Source organism: Paraburkholderia guartelaensis, assembly GCF_004353905.1.
In the GTDB taxonomy this organism is placed as follows: domain Bacteria; phylum Pseudomonadota; class Gammaproteobacteria; order Burkholderiales; family Burkholderiaceae; genus Paraburkholderia; species Paraburkholderia guartelaensis.
The window spans coordinates 1-22105 of record NZ_SMOD01000073.1 but is presented as its reverse complement, the minus strand read 5'-3'; the positions used below and the strand labels follow the sequence as shown (position 1 = coordinate 22105).

The 22105-nt window shown below is 56.6% G+C and carries 15 protein-coding genes and 1 pseudogene; 8 read left to right on the top strand and 8 right to left on the bottom strand.

Annotation, left to right across the window (positions count from 1 at the left end; translation table 11 throughout):
• A partial coding sequence (locus E1N52_RS41115) for a helix-turn-helix domain-containing protein (RefSeq protein WP_165979410.1) occupies positions 1-158 on the bottom strand: 158 nt, incomplete at its 3' end.
• A gap of 648 nt (positions 159-806) precedes the next feature.
• Here E1N52_RS41115 and E1N52_RS41105 point away from each other — a divergent pair.
• Both E1N52_RS41105 and E1N52_RS45495 read left to right on the top strand, forming a co-directional pair.
• Positions 807-1745, top strand: a complete 939-nt coding sequence (locus E1N52_RS41105; protein WP_133190641.1) for an ATP-binding protein — start codon at positions 807-809, stop codon at positions 1743-1745.
• A 110-nt stretch (positions 1746-1855) separates the two neighbouring features.
• The gene (locus E1N52_RS45495; RefSeq protein WP_342777956.1) at positions 1856-2290 is read left to right on the top strand and encodes a phage integrase family protein; all 435 of its coding nucleotides are present in this window, start codon (positions 1856-1858) and stop codon (positions 2288-2290) included.
• 296 nt (positions 2291-2586) lie between these two features.
• On the opposite strand, the gene E1N52_RS41095 is transcribed toward E1N52_RS45495, so the two are convergent.
• The 4 genes from E1N52_RS41095 to E1N52_RS41085 form a co-directional block, all read right to left on the bottom strand.
• Positions 2587-3735 (bottom strand): hypothetical protein, encoded by a 1149-nt coding sequence (locus E1N52_RS41095; RefSeq protein WP_133190639.1) that lies wholly within the window; start codon positions 3733-3735, stop codon positions 2587-2589.
• A gap of 140 nt (positions 3736-3875) precedes the next feature.
• Entirely contained in the window at positions 3876-4454 is a 579-nt protein-coding gene (locus tag E1N52_RS41090; RefSeq protein WP_205965761.1) for a hypothetical protein, read from the bottom strand.
• Positions 4405-4716 carry a hypothetical protein gene (locus E1N52_RS44685; protein ID WP_205965760.1) on the bottom strand — a complete coding sequence of 104 codons (312 nt, stop codon included), beginning with the start codon at positions 4714-4716 and terminating at the stop codon, positions 4405-4407. Before E1N52_RS44685 ends, E1N52_RS41090 begins: the two co-directional genes overlap by 50 nt.
• Before the next feature lie 43 nt (positions 4717-4759).
• Positions 4760-5734 (bottom strand): abortive infection family protein, encoded by a 975-nt coding sequence (locus tag E1N52_RS41085; RefSeq protein ID WP_165979568.1) that lies wholly within the window; start codon positions 5732-5734, stop codon positions 4760-4762.
• 646 nt (positions 5735-6380) lie between these two features.
• On the opposite strand from E1N52_RS41085, the gene E1N52_RS41080 reads away from it, so the two are divergent.
• Positions 6381-8126, top strand: coding sequence for a retron Ec67 family RNA-directed DNA polymerase/endonuclease (locus tag E1N52_RS41080; protein WP_133190635.1), 1746 nt, complete (start codon positions 6381-6383; stop codon positions 8124-8126).
• Positions 8127-8210: 84 nt separating this feature from the next.
• On the opposite strand, the gene E1N52_RS45130 is transcribed toward E1N52_RS41080, so the two are convergent.
• The 3 genes from E1N52_RS45130 to E1N52_RS41070 form a co-directional block, all read right to left on the bottom strand.
• Entirely contained in the window at positions 8211-8801 is a 591-nt protein-coding gene (locus E1N52_RS45130; RefSeq protein WP_246089441.1) for a hypothetical protein, read from the bottom strand.
• Entirely contained in the window at positions 8785-9480 is a 696-nt protein-coding gene (locus tag E1N52_RS45125) for a hypothetical protein (RefSeq protein ID WP_246089440.1), read from the bottom strand. Before E1N52_RS45125 ends, E1N52_RS45130 begins: the two co-directional genes overlap by 17 nt.
• 213 nt (positions 9481-9693) lie before the next feature.
• A complete protein-coding gene (locus E1N52_RS41070) occupies positions 9694-12669 on the bottom strand; it encodes a TrlF family AAA-like ATPase (protein WP_133190633.1) in 2976 nt (991 codons plus the stop codon).
• Positions 12670-13549: 880 nt separating this feature from the next.
• Here E1N52_RS41070 and E1N52_RS41060 point away from each other — a divergent pair.
• The 5 genes and pseudogenes from E1N52_RS41060 to E1N52_RS41045 form a co-directional block, all read left to right on the top strand.
• Entirely contained in the window at positions 13550-14119 is a 570-nt protein-coding gene (locus E1N52_RS41060; protein WP_133190631.1) for a hypothetical protein, read from the top strand.
• Between the two features lie 31 nt (positions 14120-14150).
• Complete coding sequence (locus tag E1N52_RS45410; RefSeq protein ID WP_281282836.1) at positions 14151-14285, top strand: hypothetical protein; 135 nt, start codon at positions 14151-14153, stop codon at positions 14283-14285.
• A 416-nt stretch (positions 14286-14701) separates the two neighbouring features.
• On the top strand, positions 14702-16681 hold the full coding sequence (locus E1N52_RS41055) for an ATP-binding protein (RefSeq protein WP_205965759.1): 1980 nt from the start codon (positions 14702-14704) through the stop codon (positions 16679-16681).
• Between the two features lie 432 nt (positions 16682-17113).
• Positions 17114-21310 (top strand): B12-binding domain-containing radical SAM protein, encoded by a 4197-nt coding sequence (locus E1N52_RS41050; protein ID WP_133190629.1) that lies wholly within the window; start codon positions 17114-17116, stop codon positions 21308-21310.
• A 625-nt stretch (positions 21311-21935) separates the two neighbouring features.
• A pseudogene (locus E1N52_RS41045) lies at positions 21936-22105 on the top strand (IS5/IS1182 family transposase); the annotation flags it as partial.

The window sequence follows — 22105 nt, the reverse complement described above, 5'->3', positions numbered from 1 at the left end:
ACCGTGGGGGAATTTGCCTGCGCCGCCGCGAATTGCTCCTGGTACTTACGGATCGTCTTCCGGTCAACGCCCGTAATCCGGGCGATCTCCCGCTGACGTTTGCCCGCTGCGACGAGCGTGGCGATGGTTGTTTGCAGATGCGGCTTCAAGACATTCACTCCAACAACCCCTCTTCTTCATTCGAGGGGTGCAAGGTAACGTCCTGCCAGACCGCGCCAGCATCATGCTCCGCGTGTCTCTAGGTGGGGGATTTTGAGGTGCCCACAGGTGGGGGAATTTGCCCGCCCATCGGGGATCATTTCGCTGCTCACATTCACTTCATCGTCAGCGATTGCCCAGGCTTCTGAAGCTTGTCCCATCGGGGCATCGGCTGCGCCGGCAGCGGGAGCATCTGCGACTCACAAGTCCTCTCACAAAAAGGCACACAGTTCGGTGAGGCGTAAGGCAGCTTTCGATTCAGCGATAGCAATGAGCGGGAACCCGTTCAGACTCGGATGCTGCTATCTCTCGGCTGGAACTTCCCCGCCGAAGCGCTTCAAAGGCTATGCGGAGGACAGTTGTTGAAAACCAGCACGACAACGTAACAGCGCAGGGGCATGGACGGGCGAAAGTGCCTGTCGCTAGTATGTGCCGGCAGATTCGCAAGGACGCAACGCACTCGAGAAGTAATCTTTCGGCCTCTCACGGTCGTGATAACTTCGTCGGACATCTAGAATGATCCTACATGTCCGAATCCTGATAGAGTATTTCCTGCCGCTTCTCAATCACTCATTGTCCGCGAGACGCTAACCTGAGGGAGACAAGGTTTGTACGACACCATTGAGGAAATCGAGACGCTCTTCGGCGTAATAGACGAGTCCGTATCTTTGGAATTCAAAGCTGGCAAGGCGTTGGACGACTTAAACGACGCAGGACGGAACAAGTTGGTAAAGGAAGTCACAGCGCTAGCTAACTCAGCGGGCGGAACAATTATTTACGGCGTTGCCGAGCAACGCGTTGGTCCCCGCAACGTTGCCGTTCATTTCGAGCCGGTTAAGAATTCGAGCCTTACGAAAGATCAGCTTACGCTAATCATTACCTCGGCCACAGAGCCCGTGTTTAAAGACTTCGAAATACACGTTCTTGAGCACCCGGATGGTGGTCGAGTTTTCGTGATCAACGTCGAACAAGGCGCCACAGCTCACCAAAATCGGCACGATAAGAAGTACTACCATAGAGCCGGAACAATCTCCGAGGCGATGTACGATTTTTCGATACGAGACGTTATGAATCGCCGCTCCCATCCGCGCGTTTCAGTTCGAGTCGATGTCGAGGCGCTGGGCTACCAAAACCGCCATGACGGGGTCATTTACAGGATCGTCCCCGTTTTGACCAACGAAGGAACTCTCACCGCTCGCCACTGGTCATTGTGGATCGATCTTCCCGCAAACATCGCAATTTTCGGTGCCGTACATTCGGGAATGCCAGCAAGACACTTCGGGTCGGTGGAACAAGACAGCATCGAGTATAGGCGCATTGAACTCCACTCCGGGCCGACCTTAAGAAATCAGGCGGGCACGCTGATTTTACCTGGTCAAACGTGGAGCCTGACGTTAGACGGGTCGTTTCCCGAGATCGAACTTAAGGTCAATCATCTGGATGGTCAATGGTTGGCGCAAGCCTCTCCGGCTATATATTGGTCGTTCTTTCTTGACGACGCTCCTCGCGAGGACGGCACCATTCCTTGTGACATCTGGCGCAAGTAGCTCGAGAACTCTTCCTCAAGAGCCGCGCGAAACGCGGTTGGCGACGCAGGATTGATCGGTACGACTCGCTCTAGCAACGAGTGAGAGCCCGTCGTCTCCTGATAGAGCCTTTGCGCGAGCACGCGTCAGAGGCAGATGGACTCATTGCCACGTCGCGCGTGGTCGCTCGGAAGCAGGCGCCGCAAGCCGCAGGCGGCCATCGTTACGATCTGGCGACGCCCTTCGGCCATCCGGCGGATGACCTTGACCAGCCAGCGAAAGCGTTCGCGCTGACCATCGAGACCCTGCGTACGGCGCACACGGCCGAGCCCCACATCGCCGGCGACATCGCACAGTGGCTTACTCCGTGCGCCGTGAAGATGCTGTATGTGCACAACCTCACGACACTCGCTGACCTCACTATGCGCAGCCCGCGCCGCCGCCAGTGGTGGAAAGCCATGCCGGGACTGGGCGCGGCCGGCGCTCGCGCAATTAAGGCATTCGTTGTGGCGTGGCGTGCCCTGCGCTCACAAAAAAAGGCGCGCGCACTCGCGGTCGCCAGCTAGCGCTCAGACATCGTACCGCGGGAGTCGCTGAAGCGCCCGCACGGCACGGCAGACACCTTCCGCGAGCCACCCGTACGTCCGAGACATCGAACGTCTACGAGGCCGTACAGGCCTGGCTCGCGCAGCACGAGTCGCCGGCCACGCAGCGCATCTACCGAAAGGAGGCCGAGCGGATGATCCTGCAGCCAATCGTCGAGCGCGACCGCGCGCCGTCGTCGCTCACGACCGAAGACGCGACTGCTTATCGAGCCTTCCTGCGCCACCGCTCGCTGCGCAACCGCTGGGCGCGTCTCGTGCTAGCGAGCGCTGCCTTCAGCCGATCCCGCGATGCGATGCCGGACCCAGACGGCAGCCTCTTCAACAGAAGACATAACTTCGCATGAAAAATCGCGCTCGATGGCCAAGTGCCGCTGCTTCAGAAGTGTATGCATAGGTCCGTCAGTCAAGAGGGCGTCACAGTAGCCTAACGCTGCGCCAGCATGATGGAAGTCGAATAGATCGTTAGCATCCAGTTTCTGCATGCGGTTCCAGCGTAGCGCTGCATGCAACAGTGCCCCGACCTGTAGCGTGCGCAGAGCTCGCCGACCGGCGGGCTTCCGAACTGCAGCCCGCAGCAAACCGAGACACTGCCTCGTAATTCCTTCCCGCTCATCCCGCGCCGGTTGGATGTCAGGGCCCAAGGCCTTCACCGTAATGTCGTACAGCACGTCAGCGGCGATCGGAGCTGCGAGTTCCAGAACGCCATTGATCTCGTCGCGATAAACCTGCGCGAAGTTCTTCATCGATGAGGCATGCACCGCGTTTTCGCGGTTCAACCGATCCGCCATGTCGACGAATGTCGAAGCGAAGGGCCAGGCGTCACCGATGGTCGCGACCATCGTCGATGGCGAAACCTCCCAGAGATGGTCGAAGAACGCCTTCTGAAATACCAGTCGCTCATCCTCTGCGAAGGCTTTGGCGTTCGGACGCTGGTTCCCCAAGATGTACGGGACCTTCGTCCAGACCAGGTGCTCCAGCGGGTGAACGCTGTACCCAGCGTTTGCGTGCAGGAAGTGCGCAACCTCCGTCGCCACACGTGCCGGTTCTGGGCTAAGAGTGATTCCGCAGCTCAGCTCGTCTATCAGCTCGGCCGTTGCGCGCCTGGTTACCGGGTCCGACTGCTTCATTAGCTCAAGAAACAAGGCATCGCTGATGGGACACACCAGTCTTCCCGCGGAGACACCTGTCATGAGTGAATCCAGCAGATCCGACGCGCCCGGTGGGCTAGGTGCGCGCGTGCGCGCGGAACGCAGGTGAATCCAGAAACACTTATCGAGATAGATACGGTCCCGCGCTGCCACCCAATTGCCGAGTTCGATCACTCGGCGTCGCTCATACTCATCGATCGTGATCTGCGGCGTAGAACGATGGAATGCAAGTCGGTCGGCAATGCGGGAAGAGATCACTGGATTTCACGTCTATATTAGGTTCAACGGGCGTAAACTCGCACTGGGTCAGGCCGACAGATAGGGGAAACTTGTCTGGTATTCTCAAGCACACGCAAGAGCGATGTTCGCCACGTTGCTGCGTGACACGCTTACGGCAATCATTCGTCCTTCTCTCCCCATTCGTCGCCTGTCGCCACCTTGAACAAGCGTTTGAAGATGTCGTGTTCGGCGAGGACGAGAGGACCAAGCTTCTGTACGTTTGAGAATGCGGACAGGAAGCCGCTGGATGCGTGCGAGACCGCTATCAGTATGTCGATCACCTGCTCGACGGTCGCCGACTTGAAACTCTCAACAGTTTGCTCCCGGTTATGGGCGCTGTAAAAGTAGCTCATTCCGTACACAGAGCCGTGGATGATTTCGGAGGACACGGCGTAGATGCCACCGTATGCACCGATCAACGCGCCAGCAGAAGCCTTGACCACCTTGCCTATTCTGCCTATACGATCCACAGCGTTTAGCGCAGTCCAGGAATCCCTCCCCTTTCCGGCGAAGTCTGGGAACAGCCTTGCTGCTTCCAGCTTGGGATCGTCTGCGCCAATCGCAATCATGATGTCGCCATTACCAATGATGCGGTTGTGGTGCTTCCATGCTGCAAAGTGCCGGTGCTCCAGTGCACGGCGCGAAATTTCAACGGGCTGGGTTACGAAGAAGGCTGCATTGATAAATGCCTTCCACAACCGAGCGAGCAATCGGGTACAGATCGCGGATACCAATGCCCTGATCGTCCGACAGCTTCAGGATGGTGTTCAGCGACTGACCGGAACCCATGGCAACCGCACACGCTGCGCGCACCTGGTCTTGCGCCAGGTTGCACTCCAACTCTTGATCGCTGAAAGTGACCGGTCCTTGCGTCATCATGTACAGCGCTAGGCGCAAGAGCTCCTGTTGCGCCACAATGACCGTCCTCAGCTCCTTCAAAGTTTCAGCCTGCTTCTCCATGTGCACTCCGCGTGGCGTTTGAGCGATGGTGAGCAACTCCAGATCATGCTCTTTCTGATGGCGAGATAAGTTGCTTCACGGACGACAACGATTCTTCGGCCCCACCATCGAGCGGCGCTTCGGACCGTCCGGTGTGGCAGTTGATCAGGAAGATAGCGACCGCAAGGCTCGCGTTTTTTGCGAACATCGCGTATGAGGCATCGAGCGGTGGCCGATGGCTTGACGCCCCGTGCGCCGTCCCGAAGTGGGTACGAAGGGCACCGATTCCCCCACAGATCGATTTCACGCCAGCGAAAAATCGCTTCGCGTCTTCCAGTGCATTCCTGTCCGGCCATTCCAGGCAGTCGATACACGCGTCGACGAGGGGCGAAATTGACTTGTCCTTGGGCAGCGCGACGCCACGCTCCCGCAGGACTTCTGCGCAGACCGACTCCAGGAAGCTACTGCTGCGGGTCAGACCATCCCCCGTGTGAAGATGAATCGCATCCAGCAGTTCGCCCGAGCGCGTTTTCAACGTATCGCTCTTCATGCTCTCCAGACTTTCGGCCAGTTGCGCGTCGAGCTTCGCGGACTCCGCCGAAAGGACATTCCGCAGGGCCGACAGCGAGCCATCGAGCCGTAACTCCTGTTGGTCAAGTCCTGCAGCGATGTTGTCCAGTAACGACCCGATTATCGTTTCATCTAGCAGGCGCACCAGCCAATTCGACGAGCAGTTCGCCAGCGGTTGGAAAGCGTTCGTTCTTTCATCCTCCGGGGTACCAGCGTGCGCGTCGGCCAAATCATCGTCGGACGTGCGGTGGCCAACCCTCAGCCGCCCAAACGCGTAAGAAAGCCATCCGTAGGTGTGCCCGTCGGCCCACTCTTCCAGTATTACGCTCGCACTGGAAGCATACACACCAGCCTCGCCGAACGCCTCAGCCAATTTCGCTTCGAGTGCGACGGCTTTCTCGGCCAGTTGCGCCTGCTTCGTCTCGATAAGCCGCTTTTGGGCTGCCAGCGCCTTGATCCTGTCATCCATGTACATTCTCGCGCTTGCCGAGCGTAATCAGTCGGCACGTCCCTCAAGTTAAGGTTAATCACTAGACGGGACACTGAACCCCAGGCGCGCTCCGATTTCGGCTATTTTACCGGCAAAACAGGCGTTGCTATTCCACGCCCCCCCTTGTCTCACTCCTCGACTGTCTCGACAACAGAAGGGTGTGGCGGCGCGATTCGTAGAATATCAACCCGGCGCGCCGATCGGGAGAGCGAATGAACTCGGTAGTCGTTACGGCTCGATTCGATCGAATGCCGGTGAAGGAAAAAATGGACGCACGCATGGATGCTCCGCGACACTTAGACATTCTCGGTATCGGAGAGCCCTTTGCAACTCGCTGGCGTCCGGCGCCCATCCTCGGCGTGCTCGTCTACGGGGGTATAGGCTGGTCAATCCGCTGATCACATGCGCAGGCACCATCACATTGTCGGACAGCAGCCTATCGGCCTCCGATAGCCGGATGACTATGGAGCATGATAAAATCCTGCTCGACTCGCGGATAGATTTTTTGCCATCGTTTCATGGCATGTGAAGCAAATGTTCGTGGATATGCTCCTCGGTATCCCTCTATATATTGCGAGATAATCGCAGAAATGCGTAGGAGTATCCGCGAGTCTCCTGCCCTTCGATGAGAATGATTAATTTAACAAATCTCAAATCCACCACCTCACGACGAGACCTCTCAAAATTATTGGACGTGAAGCCTGGCATGCTTTCCTTCGCGATTTATAAAAATCCCGAAGCCGTTCGATATAGGCGATTTGAGATTCCAAAGCGCCACGGAGGCACGCGGGAAATCCTCGCGCCTGCGTCGGAGCTGAAACTGTTACAGCAGCGATTGTCGGTTTTGTTGCAAGACTGCGTGGCCGAAATCACCGCCGCTCGTGGGTTCGCTGAGGACGGCGCTCATTTCGGCATCGCACACGGATTCAAGAGGTACCACACAATCATGACGAACGGGCGTGTGCACGTCACGCGCAGGTTCGTTTTCAACGTAGACCTACATGACTTCTTTGGCACAATCAATTTCGGGCGGGTCCGTGGATTCTTTCTGAAAGACAGGAACTTCGCGTTACACCCTGAGGTGGCTACTGCCATCGCCCAAATTGCCTGCTTCGAGAACAAGCTTCCGCAAGGAAGCCCCTGCTCACCCGTGATCTCGAATTTGCTCGCCCACTCGCTCGACATCCAGCTTGCCCGACTGGCGGCGAGGCACGGGGCAAGTTACACCCGTTATGCGGATGACCTGACATTCAGCACCAACAAGCCAGCTTTCCCGGCTGAAATCGGGGTGCTTGACGACGCTCACAACTGCTCGCCCGGCGCGGAACTCGAGCGTATTGTGACCAGGAGTGGTTTCAGCTTCAATCCCGCCAAAACCCGATTGCAGTATCGGGACTCAAGGCAGGAAGTAACCGGCTTAACGGTAAATCGGAAGGTTAATGTACCTGCAAGCTACCGATACACCGTGCGCGCGATGGTCGATAGGCTGTTCAAGACCGGAGCATTCGAGTTCATCTATAAGAAGAAAGACGCACAGGGAAACGTCGTACTCGAGAGACGTGTCGCTGCCAAAAATGGGCAGTTGCTCGGGATGCTTTCATACATCGACCAAGTTGACCGCTTCAACCAGAAAATATGCGAAACGAACGGGCGTGAGCCGGAAAGCACAGCCGGTCGTGTGGAGCTATTCCGCCGCTTTCTTTACTTTGACACTTTCTACGCTACCCGCCAACCTGTCATCGTCTGCGAAGGGAAGACGGATAACGTCTACCTCCGGTGTGCTATCAAGAGCCTTGCTGCGAAATACCCAAATCTGGTTACTCCAGGAGTTCAACCGAAGTTGAACGTCCGGTTTTTTAAATATACGGAGACTCGTACAGGTCAAGTGATGGACTTGACCGGAGGTGTCGGGGGTATTTGCAAGCTCTTAAAAAGCTACAGCGAGGATATCGAAGGAATATTCAGGGCGCCGGCCCCTACATTTCCGGTCATCGTGCTCATCGACAATGACAAAGGTGCGCACGGCGTCTACGAAGTAATTGCAGGCATCACAAAGAAGCCGAAGCCGCTCGGACTCGCCGACTTTATCCACGTGACAAGCAATCTTTATGTTGTGCCAACACCGTTCGGTCCAAAAAAGGCGCACACAGCCATAGAGGACTTTTTTGATGCGTTCACCTTAGAAACCGAGCTTAACGGAAAGAAATTTAATCGCAACAATAAGCTCGATGACTCGAAGGAGTACGGAAAGGCAGCATTTGCGCGAGACGTTGTAGCGAAAAATGCAGCAACTATTGATTTCACGAAGTTTCACGCCATTTTTGACAGAGTGATGAAGGTTTTGGACGACTACGAGGCTCGGAGAAAATAACTAGCGATACGGATATTTGCTAACCTGCGGGCGCATTTCGAGCTACCAGCCGTCTGCGGAGTGCTCGCGCGCCAGATTGGTTTCCTAGTCCACTCCGCCGGCTCGCGGCGACAGCCGTTCCAGTGAAGTGATGCGTCCAACCAGGCGCGTCACCAATGCATCGGCCTCCTCGTTCTTCACGTTATGTCGACCATGGGACTGAGGGAGTACGACCCGTGCGATCTCAGATACAGTCAGGAACCGCGCATAGTTGCTTGCCGTTTCCGCACCAGCGGTAAGGCAAGCCTCCTTGCCAATATTCGTCGCGAACAAGCCGCAGTCCCCACACACCACCGCTCGCCTGCTGTTATAACGTTCGCCCCGCGCGTAGAAGGCGCGATCCGACAGAAGAAACGTCCAGTCCCCTTTGTTGGATTTGCGCACCGTGTTTTGCTTCGAGCGGCCACAGCTGGGACAGCACCAACTCTCATCCACCGCTTTCCAGTACTTGGCAAAGGTGACTTTTGCAACATAGTCGACGTCCTCTGGTCGAGGCAGAATCCGTGGCCGCGCATGAACGACATGCCGCCACGCGCTGACATGTGCAGGCGGCGGCGGTTGTTTTCCTCCCGCCAACTCATAGATGGCTCCCGGTGCTCCGTACTGGTTCTGAAGAAATTCAGCATGAGCTTTCACAGAAACCGCGCGCTGTGGGTATGGCAATTCCTGATACCAGTGATTGTTCGTGGGCCGCGATGTTGGCAATGCGCTCGATGATCTTCAGGCGCAAAGCGAACGTATGCTCGTGCTCCCGCCAGATGCCCGCCGCCGCCTCTGTGTCGATGGCGTGAGGCATGTTGGGACGCGGGCGAACGAATCGTCGGATCTCCTGCGGTGAATACGAAAAATCCTTATGCGTGCCGACGGCGCTCTTCGCCGTGGGATCAGCGGAATTGCAATCATCGCAAATCATCGCGTTGTCGTAGGCCGACACCATGGGCGCGGCGCGCGACGCAAATCGCTTTGCGAATTCGTCCGCGATAACCCTTTCCTGCTGTTTGCATTGGCGCTCGAACTCTGCCTTGACCAGGTCCTTCATATGATCGTGGTGCTCAACGAGCCGGCACATCAGGTGACCCTTGCTGTTCACTCGTACGATCTCCGGCTTGGTTCGCCCGCACGCCGGACATGACCAGTCCATGGGGGTACATGCCCATCCAAAAGTCATGTCAACGCTCTTCGTGCCGAATCGCTCCATCAGCGTTTTTGTCAGCGGCGACATGACGCCATCTAGGGCAATCGAGCCGCGCGCCACCCCTGCGAAGAATCGCTCCCGCGACTCTTCGTACGTGCCCTTCCCGTTCTCAATAACCATCGATCTTCCGTTCTGTTCTAGGACTGCCGGCGAGGCCGGTGGCACTGGGTCGCAGCGGTACGTAGGGAACTCTGCACTAGCGCCTTCGAGCTTCGGATCACCTTCGCAAACCAATCGAAGTCGCCTCCGCTATCTGCTATCGCCAGCCGAGGCCTTTCCCACGAGGGCGCCCACAAAGCGTCATTACTAGAAGCGCCCCCCGATTCGGACGCGCTATCTCTCGAGGCGAACCCGCAAACGGCGCGCTCGCTCCCGGAATGCTTTCTCTCCCCCCTCCAGGATGTCGCAGACGACCTTCCGGATCTCCGCGTCTTCCAATCCTCCGGCAGTGTACGTGAACGACGGCAGGCCGCCGACTCCTGGCGAGCTGGCGTTGGCTACGATGACCTGATCCGCATCGGTGTTAATCACTAAATTGGCGTTGTGAGTCACCATGATCACCTGCCGCTTAGATTTGGCCGAGATGAAGAGCGATACCAGTTCGTCAAAGACGGACTTGGGATCGAGGTTCTCTTCCGGTTGATCGATGATCAGCGGCCGGTCATCGGCGTCGTCCAGAGCCAAGTAGAGGAGCAGGAGAACGATACCGCGGGTGCCTGGCGAGAGCTTCCGGATGTCGATGCCGTCATACAGGATTTCGTACCTGACCGCAATGTGGTCCGTACTGAAGAGCCAATGAGCGAACCGTTTGGACCACTGCCGGAAAGCTTCTTGCTCGGCTGGAGCGAGCGGTGCTTGAGCGCGCAGTGCTTTGTAGTGGGCGGCGATGAACCCACTCATGGCAGTTTGCACCTCCGCGGCAGTACCTGTTTCCCAAGCCGGTAGAAGCTCGGCGCGCACCGTGTTCTCCAACGAACCTCGACCATAAAAATCGCCAGCCTTGCGGCAGTCAATCAAGTCATCCTCACCGACGCTTGCCCATCGAGCCACGTCGGCGATCCGAGATACCTTGAAGCTCAGCTTCTTCAGCGTCCCCTGCATGGCGCCGAGGCGTTTCATGAGCGGCGCGTACAGTTCGGTCAGGGCGTTTTGCTCCTTGACTACGGCATCGAACAACCGGCCATACGCAACTTCCCGCTCCTGCTGGAATGTCTTGCGCCGTTCCGTTGCCCCCTTTGCGTCGTCCGATCGTGTCTTCAGGGCTTGCAGGGCGGCCTTCTCGGTAGCAATCTTCTTGGACAGCGTGGTGTACTGGTTCCGCACCACAGTGTCGGCGCTGATGCGCTTTTCGAGACGGGCCATCTCTGCCTTGAGAACGGCCAACTGAATCGTCTTCAAGTCTGCGTCCGCCCGTATCAGCGGGACGGCGGGGTCGCCCTCGGGCGGAGCAACACCGTTTAGCTTTATGATCTCCGCGTCTGCCCAGGCGACGTAGTCGGCGAGTGCCGTGTCGACGTTACCTTGGTAGACCATCAGGAAGTCATCCCATTGTTTCTGGTTGAGGCCGCTGCTTGGGTGACGCGCCATGGCCTGTCGCAGCATTTCCGGCGCTTTCGATGTTCGCGTGTTTTTAACCTCGTCCTGCATTGCGACGAACGTCCTGCGCTGATTCGCCAGGGCATTAACCCGCGTACTCACGGCCTGCGCGGCTTCGGTGAGATCGGTGTGCCGCTGAACCTGCGCTTCGGCGCCCTTAACCACGAGCTTCGACTGGTCGACTGCATAGCCGGCCAGCAGCTTTTCCTTCGCCGCGACCTGGGTTGCGAGGCTACTGACGATGGCTTCTTTCTCTAGTTCCTCGGCAATGCGGTCCGACATCGCCACTATCGCTTCGTCCTCTAAGCGACGTGCGTGTCGGAAGCGAGTTGTGCGCTGGTCGCGCAATTCCTCAAAGCTATATGCTCCGTCATGGCCCTGTGCCGCGTGGGCCTCAAAGATCACGCGCTCTATTTCCCGCACGAGCCCTTCAGACGCGCCCTTTGAGGAACAGAGTTCTTCGACGAACTGTTGCGATAGATAGCGGGCGCGAGGAAAGGCCATGACGTCGTTGGCATCTCGACCATCGAGGTAACAGTCGGATTCATCTCCACTGCCCCAGCCAAGCTTGACCGTTGCCTCACCGATGAGCGGACGCGCGCGAACCAGAAAGGACGGGCTGACGTCACCGTCGGCTGCCCATGCCGCCTCCGAGATGGCCTCGCATCCCGCCGCGATCATGTCTGCCAGGGCCGTCTTTCCTGACCCCCTTGCGCCGATGATGGCGACCAAACCGGGATTCAGCGGCACAACTTTGGTCGCGGCCCAGGGCGCATCAAATATTTGCACATCGGAGATAACCTGCGACGGCATTGCACCGGTCGGCGGCTCGCGCCCCACATAGGCGCGCCCGTCTGGGTCGATGCAAGCTTGTTTCAGGCTGTCGAATGTCAACGCTCCCTTTATCCAAGAGAACCTGTCATCCTCCGGTTTCCCGATGGAAGCTAGATCGTGAGCATCGCTTCCATGCAAGCATGGCTTGCATCCACCATATCTGTCGTGCATTTGGTCCAGGCTCACGGTGCGCTTTCCCAACCAGAATTCGCGTTGCGCTGGACTGCTCGCAAAGATGACATGTGTGAACTTTTCAAGTTCCTGTCGGATCGTCTTGTCTGCTGCTTGGCGCACGCCAGATGTACCGTCACCTTCGCCGCCCGCTATGGCGATGAGAATGTTGTTGTTGGCCCAAGCACTCTCCTTGAACGCCTTGCGCAGCGAATCAAAGTTGACCTTGAACTGCGTGGCCCCTTCAACCAAAGCGGCTCGATCGTCCCTAATGGCACTATCAGAAGCCTTGCCGAGGCGAATCAGGTCTGCCTTAGTGCAGTCAAAGCGATCATCGAAGGCGTTGAACTGCAGCCGGGAAAGAAAACGCTTGATTTCCTCAACGTGAGCCAAGTCGGTCGGATTGACCAGCAGATGCACGTTTACGAAGCCCTTCTTAGCGGCGATATCGAGGCGTAGCTCGACGTTGGGAAGCAGGAACTTGACGTTGGGCAGACTGCCGGCGGCCTTTCGGCGAACTACCTCTTCATAGGTGTCCGTCGTGTAGTAGTCCGCGACCGCAAGGGCCTCTATCACTGGCGAGCAGCTTTCCAGCGCAGTCAGGTAGGTGTCCCATGGGTCTCCCCCGCCAAACTGATTGTTCAGTACGGTGCCAGGGCCGTGAATATGCGGCTCCCAACGATGCCACTCCGATCCCCGACTCATCATCTTGTCCTCTCTGACATTTTATGGTCTCGTGGTCGTTTATTTTGGCTGAATGACAGCCGATGCAGGTCAAGGGCGCGAACTGCGCGGACGGGGTGCGCCGCGAAGCCGTCCAAAGCGTGACTACTTGCCCGCGGGCTCCATGCCTTATCTCTGGTGAGCCGGAGATTCGAATTCGAGAAGCCTACAGATTGACTGCCGAGCGTAACGGCCGCCTATATTGGCCGCTCAGATTTTATCTTTTAATGACGGTTCCCGGCCGACTGGAGAATTATGCGATTCGCATAAGGACATCGCCCATCGGACCTCTGCGATTGTGCTGGTCGCGCCGTCGCCTGCAAACCCGGAGAATGTCACGGCTGGTGTCGAAACCGGCTGCTATTGCTACCAACCACCTTGACCTAGCCACACCTGAAGCTCTGGCCGTGGCGCTCAACGAATTCGAGGGCACGTTGATGCTGGTTAGTCACGGCCGGGCCCTGCTGCGCGCCGTATGTGATGAGTTCTAGCTCGTCACCAAGGGCGGCGTCGAGTCCTTCAACGATAATCTGGATTCCAAACGTTTTGAACATTTATTGAATGGATATTGAACAAGTCGAACCGTGCCATGACCATCCTGCTGATGGGCCATATCTACGTATGCCCCAGCGGCGAAAACAATCGTGAGGTACCTGTATGAATGGACCAGCTTATCTCCAACTTGAGAATTACACGTACGAGCTGACGGCATATGCGCTTGCGCCTTGAGTTGAGCCTGCGCTTCCGATCTCCTGTAGTGTTCCGACCCGTCGCGCTGGTTCAGTGCACGCGCGGCGGATACGTCATTGATCGAACAGCAATGACTCGCTAATATTGCCATGTCCCAAACCCTGATTTGGCCCTTATGGATGATGCTCTCGATATAGCCTTCTGGATCTTGATGAACCTGGTCGTGCCAATTCTCGCGCCCATCGGCGTACTTGGTTTGACCCGGTTCTCGCATGACGCAACAGCGGCCAAAGAGCTTATGTCTGAAGCCGTGAAAGACGGCCAGCTCTACTGGTCCAGCATGGCGATCTGTAGTTCCGCGGTATGGGAACTTTGCGCGGGCCTCGAGGACAAACACCACGCATTCCCTCACGCCCTATTGCAATTTTTTATCGTTGTCTTTGGTCTGATAGGAATAGCATCGGTGTTGATTGTGGCGCTCACGACGCTGCAGGGTTACATGGATCGGACGCACAAGGCGGCTGCGGCAGCTACGGCCGTGGCTGCTGGTACGGCCGCAGCTGCTGCCCAGCCCGCACCAGCCGCGCATGTACCGGGCGCGCAACCCGGGAATCCGGGCGGGAACACTACGCCGCCAGTCGTGCCTAAATCGGCTATGGTTGTAGTATCCATCCGGCTCACCGCGCTTGCCGCGTTTCTGTTCGCCGGACTGCATAGCTACATGAGTACGATCCCCTACAAGTGATATACTAGATAGTAATCAGGGAGAATTTGCCATGATGGAAAAAGTCTTTCACTTTGCTGAGTCGCCGCAGAACGTCAACCGCCTGGTCAGCCAACTTGGCCGTGGCGTAGTTTCGGTCGGCCTCGTCGCGGCCGGCATCCTCATCGCGGCTTTCTTCTTCCGGTAGAAATCGGGGGCAAAACGCCCCGTTTCGCTGTGAATGCCTCCCAACGGGAGGCATTTTCGTTTCTGGCCTCCCAACATATCCTCGTTCCGCGGCGGCCGCCGGGCGCACGTCAGGTCCATGGACAGGCACCCTGACGGCCGTGATTTACACCGCGCGCCATTCCCCCCTCCGCATCGACTAAGCGTTTGTCGTCGAGTTCGTTTGGCGACATACGGCCAATAACGCGACGGTCGACGGAAGGGTGGCTTCGACATTCGAACGTCATTGGCACATTCGAAAGCGGCCAACTGCATCCGACCGGCAGGCCAGTTGCAGACGTCAGCACTCCAGAGCCAAATGTCGGCTTCAGCGTGGGTACTGTCCCCCTCCACCCGAGGAAATATGCAAAAATCGTCCGAAATATGACGGGGAACCGGATGAAAAAGAATACTGTCTTCAAGGGTAGCGCCGCCATCGGCAATTCCGGTATCAAGAAGCACTTCAAGAATGCGGAGCCTTGGCAACCGCTGTTCGAGCTTGTCTGGAATGGCTTCGATGCTGCCGCGAGCTCCGTATCTGTCACAGTGGTCGAGAACGATATGCACGGCGTGGAGCGTGTCGCCGTACTGGACAATGGTGACGGCATAGAGTTCGATACCTTGAACGACACATTTGGTAGCTTCAACGACTCGGCGAAGAAGGCCAACCTCTCGATGAAAGGTGAGCATGGTCGCGGGCGCCTCGCATTCCATCTGCTTTGCCGTAACGCATCATGGTTCACCAGGTCCAACAACGTCGATGCAGTAATCGACGTCGCCGAACCGACCATCAAAGATTTTGAAGGGCGGCTTCTGGAGAGGTCCGAGCAGAAGCAGGTGCTACTGACGCAAGGAAAGGGCACAATGGTAGAGCTCTCGCATTTCACGGGCGCTCTGCCGGAGTTGGACGAACTTCGCGAGAAGTTCTCGGCCGAGTTCGGCTGGTACCTTGTCGTGCATCCGGAGAAGCGGGTGATGCTGAACGGAATTCCCGTTCTGATTCCCAAACATGAAACGGTACAGGAGGAAATTGCAGCCGAGAACGCTATCTTCCAAGCTCAGGTGATTCGCTGGGAGAAACGACCCACCTCGGAGAAGTCATTCCTATACCTGCTCAATTCCAGTGGTGCACCGGTCTACAAAGTGCTGAGCTCGCTCAACCAGAAGCCCAATTTTTTCACCAGCATATGTGTGACATCGGCGTGGGCTGACACCTTCTCGAGAGAGCAGGATCTGCTGACTCTGGAAGCGCACACACCGGCGTCGTCAACCTGGAAGAAATTCAAGTCACAGTTGGACCGCTTGAGCCAATCTATCTATGACGATTTCCTGCGCGTGCGAGCCGAGGAGGTCGTGCAGGGCTACGAAGATGAAGGCTACTTCCCGAGCTACGCAGGAATGGACGACACGGAGAAGGCATGGCGGCACCAGCATACCCGCGATCTGGTGCGAAACATCTACGTCGCTGAACCCCGCGTCTTCCATAACACTACCAAGAAGCAGGCGAAGCTCATCATTCGACTTCTAGATAGGCTCGCCATATCGAATGAGAACGACGCCCTGTTCGAGCTGCTAGAAAGCGCGCTCGACCTTGATGCGAAGGCGATGCAAGACCTAGCGAAGCAACTGCATCGCACAACGCTCGAAAATATCGTCGCTAGCATCGAAGTGCTGCAACGAAGGGCTACCGCAGTACAGCAGTTGCGGTATGTGATGAATGAACACTACCGCGAAGTTCTCGAGACGCCTGACCTGCAAAAGATTATTGAGAGCAACACATGGCTGTTCGGGCCGCGCTACGAGACCATAGGCGCGGAAGAGGACACCTTCGCCAAGATTGTTCGTCGCATGCGAGATGAAGTCATGACACGGTCTCCGCTGAGCATGGAAGACGTAGATGAAGAGGCAGATTTTCCCGGTGCAAAGCGGCAAGTCGACCTCTTCATGGCGCGAAAGTTTCCCGCCTTTGATTCGCTGGGGAACAGGGTCTACAAATGCATCGTGGTGGAGATAAAACGGCCAGCGATATCGCTTAACAAGAAGCACCTTCGGCAGCTCGAGGACTACGCGGAAATCATCGCTAGTGAGCCACAGTTCAAGTCAGACAAGATGCACTTTGAGCTCATCCTCATCGGGCGCCAGATTTCCTCTGCGGACTCCATTATCACCAGTCGTTTGAACGCTCACGTGTTGCGCAACGACCCAGGCCTCGTGACTGATGACCCGCGCATGAAGCTATATGTCATGAACTGGTACACACTGCTTGATGGCTTCGAACTAACGCACGGCTTTATGCTCGATAACCTTAAACTCAAGCGCGATGACTATTCCGACGCGAGCAGGGAGGAGTTGGTTGCAGAGTTACAGGTCGAGCACTAAAAAGGGCGCTACCACCGAATGAGCCGCGCGACATGGACGGTGGGGTATGCGGATTTCGTCGAACATTTTCGAGCGCAATAGGACGCTATCCTGCGCGAGAAACTACAGGCCTCAGAAGCAGGGACCACTTAGCGTTACAAGGCAGTCGTCGGTCAAAGAAACTCGAACGGCAACCGAGGGGGATGGCCGGTGAGGCCCTCGCTGACCGGCCACTCGATCCCCCACGGTCGAACGACGCCTTCCGGTCGGGATCAGCCGACCCCGTCGGGTTGGCATCGAGTGCCATCCAAACTACATGAGACCGACTAGCGCCAGTCACTGCGGCATAATCACTGATTTGACTGATTGGCTTCGCGAGCTTGAGCTATCCACAGACCTGCCAGCAACGCACTGAGCAATCGGCAATCTAAATGTATTCTCGGGGGAAGTCGAATGGCTTACATCGTGGTTTGCATCGCCACCCGATGGGGTAGCGCTTTGGGCGGCATAAATGTATTTAACACGGGATTGGCAACGGGAATTTCCAAGGTTCTTCCGAAGCCCAGTGAGTGCATCTGCGTTGTTGAGAAGAAGCCAACGGCAGAACTACCTTCGAATATTGCGCTAATCGCCCCGCCCCAATGGACAGACGAAGCTGTCGCCAGCGGCATCTTTGAGGCCATCGGGCAGCGGCGCGATATCGAAGAAATGCTTATCGTCGGACATGATTTGTACACAGGCCAAATGGCTGTGAACAGCGCGATGCAGTTGCAAGTCCGGATGGGCCGCACCCCAGTGAGATCTGCGGTAATCAGTCACATGGACTATGGCGAATACGCTCGACGCAAGGGGCACAACTTAGAGGACGTCGAGCAGAGGTCCTCAAACCAACTCGCTAACATTGCGAGCGCTGAATTTGCGTTCGCTGTAGGGCCATTGCTGTCCAATAGCTTTCAGGGCGCTCGCAGCGAGCGCGGCGACAAGGTGATTCCGTTGATTCCCGGGGCAGCGAACATCGATCCCCAGCCCGCGAAATCAACATCACTCTCGTTTTTTATCGGTGGTCGCCTGGGTTTAGAGGACGATCAGATCAAGAATGGGGTGCTGAGTGTACGTGCGGTATTGGACGCATACCGACAGTCGGATCGGGTTGACCGATGGAAAACTCGTGGGCATTTCTACGCCTGCGGTGTCGATGCAGAAAAGGACGCTGAGCTCCTAAATGTGCTAAAGACGGAAGTGCGCCAGGACGCATCGTTCGAGATTGAGGCTATTCCATTCTCGGATCGACAGGACGACGTGCATCAACGCCTCGTGAAGTGTGATGTTGCACTGATGCCTTCTTGGCACGAGGGATTTGGCTTGGCCGGTTGGGAGGCTATATGTGCAGGTGTACCTCTCGTATGTACAAGTCAGTCTGGATTGGCGCTGTTTATTGACGAACTCAGAAACCAATTGCCTGAGGAGAAATTCCGTAGCATCGAATTTATCCAATTGACCGGTGGCTCACCAGCGGGCATGCCGAATGACCAAGACATAAACGCATTGTCGAAAGCGGTTCGAAACGTCATCGCGGACTACCCGGCAAGAAAGGCAGCTGCGCTCTCGCTCGCGCTCCACGTCGGGCGTCTTTTCACTTGGGAGAGTTGCGCATCTTCACTAATTGCACCGCTTAATTGGCCATTGGCGAACTCAGACGATTGGTGGCAACGTCAACGAGCTGCGGATGCTGCATCTGGCAGCAACGACGGAGTGAAAAGCGCTGATATGGTCCTTGAAGCGCTTGCAGCCTGCCGAAATGGCCAAGTGCAATCGAACTGGAAATTGATCTGTTCTGCGCTCAATCTGATCAGCGATCGTGGCGCAAAGGTCAAACTCAGCGAACGTCAGACGCTCAAGAGGGATGTACTCGTAATCGCGCAAGCTATTTCCACCGCACTGGAAAAGCGGCCCGTTGTGTTGCGTCTACCGATTGTCGATACAGTGTTCCTTGACCTCTGCTGGCGGTATCTCGCAGCAGCGTCGCGGGTGGCAACTTCGCTGAGGGAGTTCGCCGAACTGCTACCAGGTGGCATGCGTCAGGAGATCTTCGGCGATGGATTCTTGCGTCGCGAGATTTTGTTCTACGTGTGCCGTTTTGCACAAGAATTTGACGGCGGCTCGGAAGAGCAGGCGAGTGAGTTCCTTGCGCCATTGACCTCGGTTCTCGCAGATGACCCACCATTGCTTGTCCGATTCGCTCGCTTATCGACGATATATCCGTCGTTGCTTCGTTTGATACCTTTGAGCGGTAATGTCACTTTCGATGCTGAGAAATCGCGATGCGCGAAGACGTTGAGCCGCCCCTTTGACCTCAGTCGTTTGCTGGGTGAGTCTCCCGACCTTGCTCCAACCGCACTTGCGCTTTCGAGTCTACTGCCTGACCTCGCGAGACAACCGTTCGACCAACCTATAGGCTTCGTTAAGAGGCTAAACTCAACGTATGCAACACTAGGCGCTTGGCGGGGCGACAAGCGCTTGGCGGCCGCTATGTTAACAGTGACGTTGTCGAGCGGCGATGTTCTAGCGGTGCTGGAATCAATGGCCGGCGACGAGGAGGAGGCGATTCGTTGGGCTGCGCTCGATCTCGCGTTTTCCCCGATCCTCCGTTCTCGGCTCGAAGCAATGGAGAAAGACGCAAGTGGTGTAAAAACTTTGCGAACCGATCTCGGCAAAATTGTGGACACGGCCGTCACGACTGGCGGTGTCCATCCTTGGTTGGCGCGTGAATTCCTGAGTCACTACTTGGATGAGTTCGCAACACCGACTACAACGACTGCTCAATTCGCGAGGTTCACTTTAGCGGATTTTCCAAAGTCTAGGCTATTACTCGGCCCTGTTGTTGGTGGCGATGGCAACGTCTTCGAACGGCCAATGCACCCGGAAGTCGAAAGCCTCAAAGCACGCGTGGGCGAGGCCGTTAAGCGTGTACTGCTCGTGTTGCCGCCTATCTCAGTAGGTCCATCAAGTGGACGAGCAGCATCAAAGACTAGCACGCCACCGCTTGGTCTCGGCCTTGTGGCTACTCACATCTCTCAGCAAGGGCATGATGTGCACTTGGTGGACTGCCATCGCTTTCCCCATCTCACAAAAGAAGTGACGCAGCTTGCGAAGACGTTTGATTTGATAGGCTTCAATACAGTATTTAGCACAGTGCGCGCCACACAGCTACTGCTCAGGGATATTCGCGGCGCCACCCAGCGGCCAATGATAGTAATAGGCGGTCCGGCAGCCAACTTGGATGCGTGGCGCCATTCCGCACAGGATCAAGAAGACCTCAGCAATTGGGATTTCGCTGTGTCCGATAACGCTTTGTTTAATCTCAATAGGCTGGTAGATGCGCTCAGAACGACTGATCCGTGGCCCACGAGCCACGGTGTTGTTGCCAATACGTACAGCAAACTCGTTGGTCGTCGGGATGTCAACTTAGCCGCACCGCCCACTTCTAGCGACAGCGACTCTAACCACGATCGCGGGTGGATGAACGTCCAATTGGACCGCCGCTTGTACGCGGGGCCGAATGGCCAGTACGAACCCGGACGAACACGAGGTCTGGAGGGACGGGTTCACGAAGCCCACATAGTCATGTCAAAGGGCTGTGATTGGAATTGCAGCTTCTGCACCGAGCGGCGCGAGCTAAGCGGTGGCGAACGCAGGCGCGACGTTGAATCGGTGCTGCAAGAGGTGCGGCAACTCGCCATGACGTACACCAATCTCAGAATTCAATTTGTCGACGATAACCTGTTCCCGCAGATTGCCTCGCCGCACACTACTATCACGCGAGAAGCCGGCGAGACGTGGGCAACAAGGTTCTTGAGGGGCCTGAAGCAAATTCGCGACGAATTAAAGGGCAACCTCAGTTGGCGAGGCATCTTTCGATTTGAAGACTTTGCGGCATATGAGTTGCTCGGAGAAGCGGAGGAATTCGTACATCTGCTCTCCGCGGCAGGCTGTAACATGCTGGCTTTCGGCGTTGAGTCCGGCGTCGAGGCAAGAAGGCATTCGATAAAGGCTGGGGGGCGCGAGTTCACAAACGATGTGATCACGAGTCTGTTTCGACGCCTTCGCAGCGCTGGCATTTTCACCAAGGCCTACTTCATTATTGGCGGTAAAAAGGAGACGGCCGAGTCCACGGCAGAGACCATTACATTCGCCGTTAAATCGGGGGCCACGCTTGCCTACTTTGCGTTGTACAAGGATTTCGTTCCGGCCCGGGAGCAACTCCGCAAGGACAACGGTGTCGGCGCTGCTTCAACTTCCAGTCTGCTTGAATATGAGCAACTGATGACGAACTGGGATGAATTGTTTTCCGCGTCTGCAACCACGGGAGTAACTGCGCACGCGATACCGCGGCCGGGCCTTCAAACTCCGGCCAGCGCCGTGGAATACAAGATCTATCAAGAGTTGGCCGAAATGGGTTTTCGCTTTGAAGATCTCGTGAAGTACAACGACTACCACGCGGACAACGGTCCAGCTAGGTCCGTGCTCCATGGCGTCACATGGGGTAACCCCGATCAATTTTTTGGCCTAGTCGAAAAGGCGTATAGGGAGTTCTATCTTCGGCGAGAGTTTGTGACTGACTTCAAGGAGCTGATCGCCGCAGGCTACTAGCGACGCCGCGAAGTCTTAGTCGCCACGGCAGAGTCAAGGCTCGACGGTTCGGCGTTGCCTCGCCTGATAGCCGCGATTGAAGGCACTGGCTAGGTGAGGCCCGCCGGATCGCGACGCACCCGTCATGATTTCGGCGCGAGTGTTCTCTGCGGATCAGGCATCCGAGGAATGTCGGCTGTGGTCATGGTAAGGAAGTCATTGATCTGTTGCGCTGTGATTAGGGACGTGAGAAACATCTGCCGGCCGGGCGACCTTTCCACCTGAGGCGTGATCCTCTGAGTCGCCGGGCGAGAGAATGCCTGGGACTGCATTGCCACTGTATTTCACCCTTAGTCTTCTACAGCGCTATCGACGGGCTACGATCGCATCTCGCCGGCCGCCATGCCGAACGGCCGCGTTGAGTTTGCGACGGATGTTCGAGACGCCGCTTCTCAGAAGCATCGCAAATGTTCGAGTGATCGAGCTGCTGGTCGACGGCGACCAGCGTGATGAACACGTCAGTAGTCGGCCTTGAACAATCCGCGAAGGCTTATGCGGCAAGGCTCTGAGGCCGAATTGGTGTTGTGGGAATTGCAGGGACCAGGCATATTGACGCTTGAATCCTGCAAATCCTGACGAGGTGCGGATGGGTCCGAAGACGCCTGTGACAGAAGGAGATTTCTTCCGGCAGCCGCTGCGTGAGCAGATCAATCTGAAACATCCGCTGGTGCGGCTGGCTGAACTGATCAACTGGGATCGGCTGGGCGTGGCAATGAGCGAGAGCTTCGTGTCGCGCAAGGGACGGCCGGCAACATC

Coding starts and splice junctions, on each gene's coding strand:
- E1N52_RS44685 (WP_205965760.1), bottom strand. CDS start 4,716: ATGGAGAAGCAGGCTGAAACTTTGAAGGAGCTGAGGACGGTCATTGTG.
- E1N52_RS41085 (WP_165979568.1), bottom strand. CDS start 5,734: ATGGATGACAGGATCAAGGCGCTGGCAGCCCAAAAGCGGCTTATCGAG.
- E1N52_RS41080 (WP_133190635.1), top strand. CDS start 6,381: ATGAGAATGATTAATTTAACAAATCTCAAATCCACCACCTCACGACGA.
- E1N52_RS45125 (WP_246089440.1), bottom strand. CDS start 9,480: ATGGTTATTGAGAACGGGAAGGGCACGTACGAAGAGTCGCGGGAGCGA.
- E1N52_RS41070 (WP_133190633.1), bottom strand. CDS start 12,669: ATGATGAGTCGGGGATCGGAGTGGCATCGTTGGGAGCCGCATATTCAC.
- E1N52_RS41060 (WP_133190631.1), top strand. CDS start 13,550: ATGGATGATGCTCTCGATATAGCCTTCTGGATCTTGATGAACCTGGTC.
- E1N52_RS45410 (WP_281282836.1), top strand. CDS start 14,151: ATGATGGAAAAAGTCTTTCACTTTGCTGAGTCGCCGCAGAACGTCAAC.
- E1N52_RS41055 (WP_205965759.1), top strand. CDS start 14,702: ATGAAAAAGAATACTGTCTTCAAGGGTAGCGCCGCCATCGGCAATTCC.
- E1N52_RS41050 (WP_133190629.1), top strand. CDS start 17,114: ATGGCTTACATCGTGGTTTGCATCGCCACCCGATGGGGTAGCGCTTTG.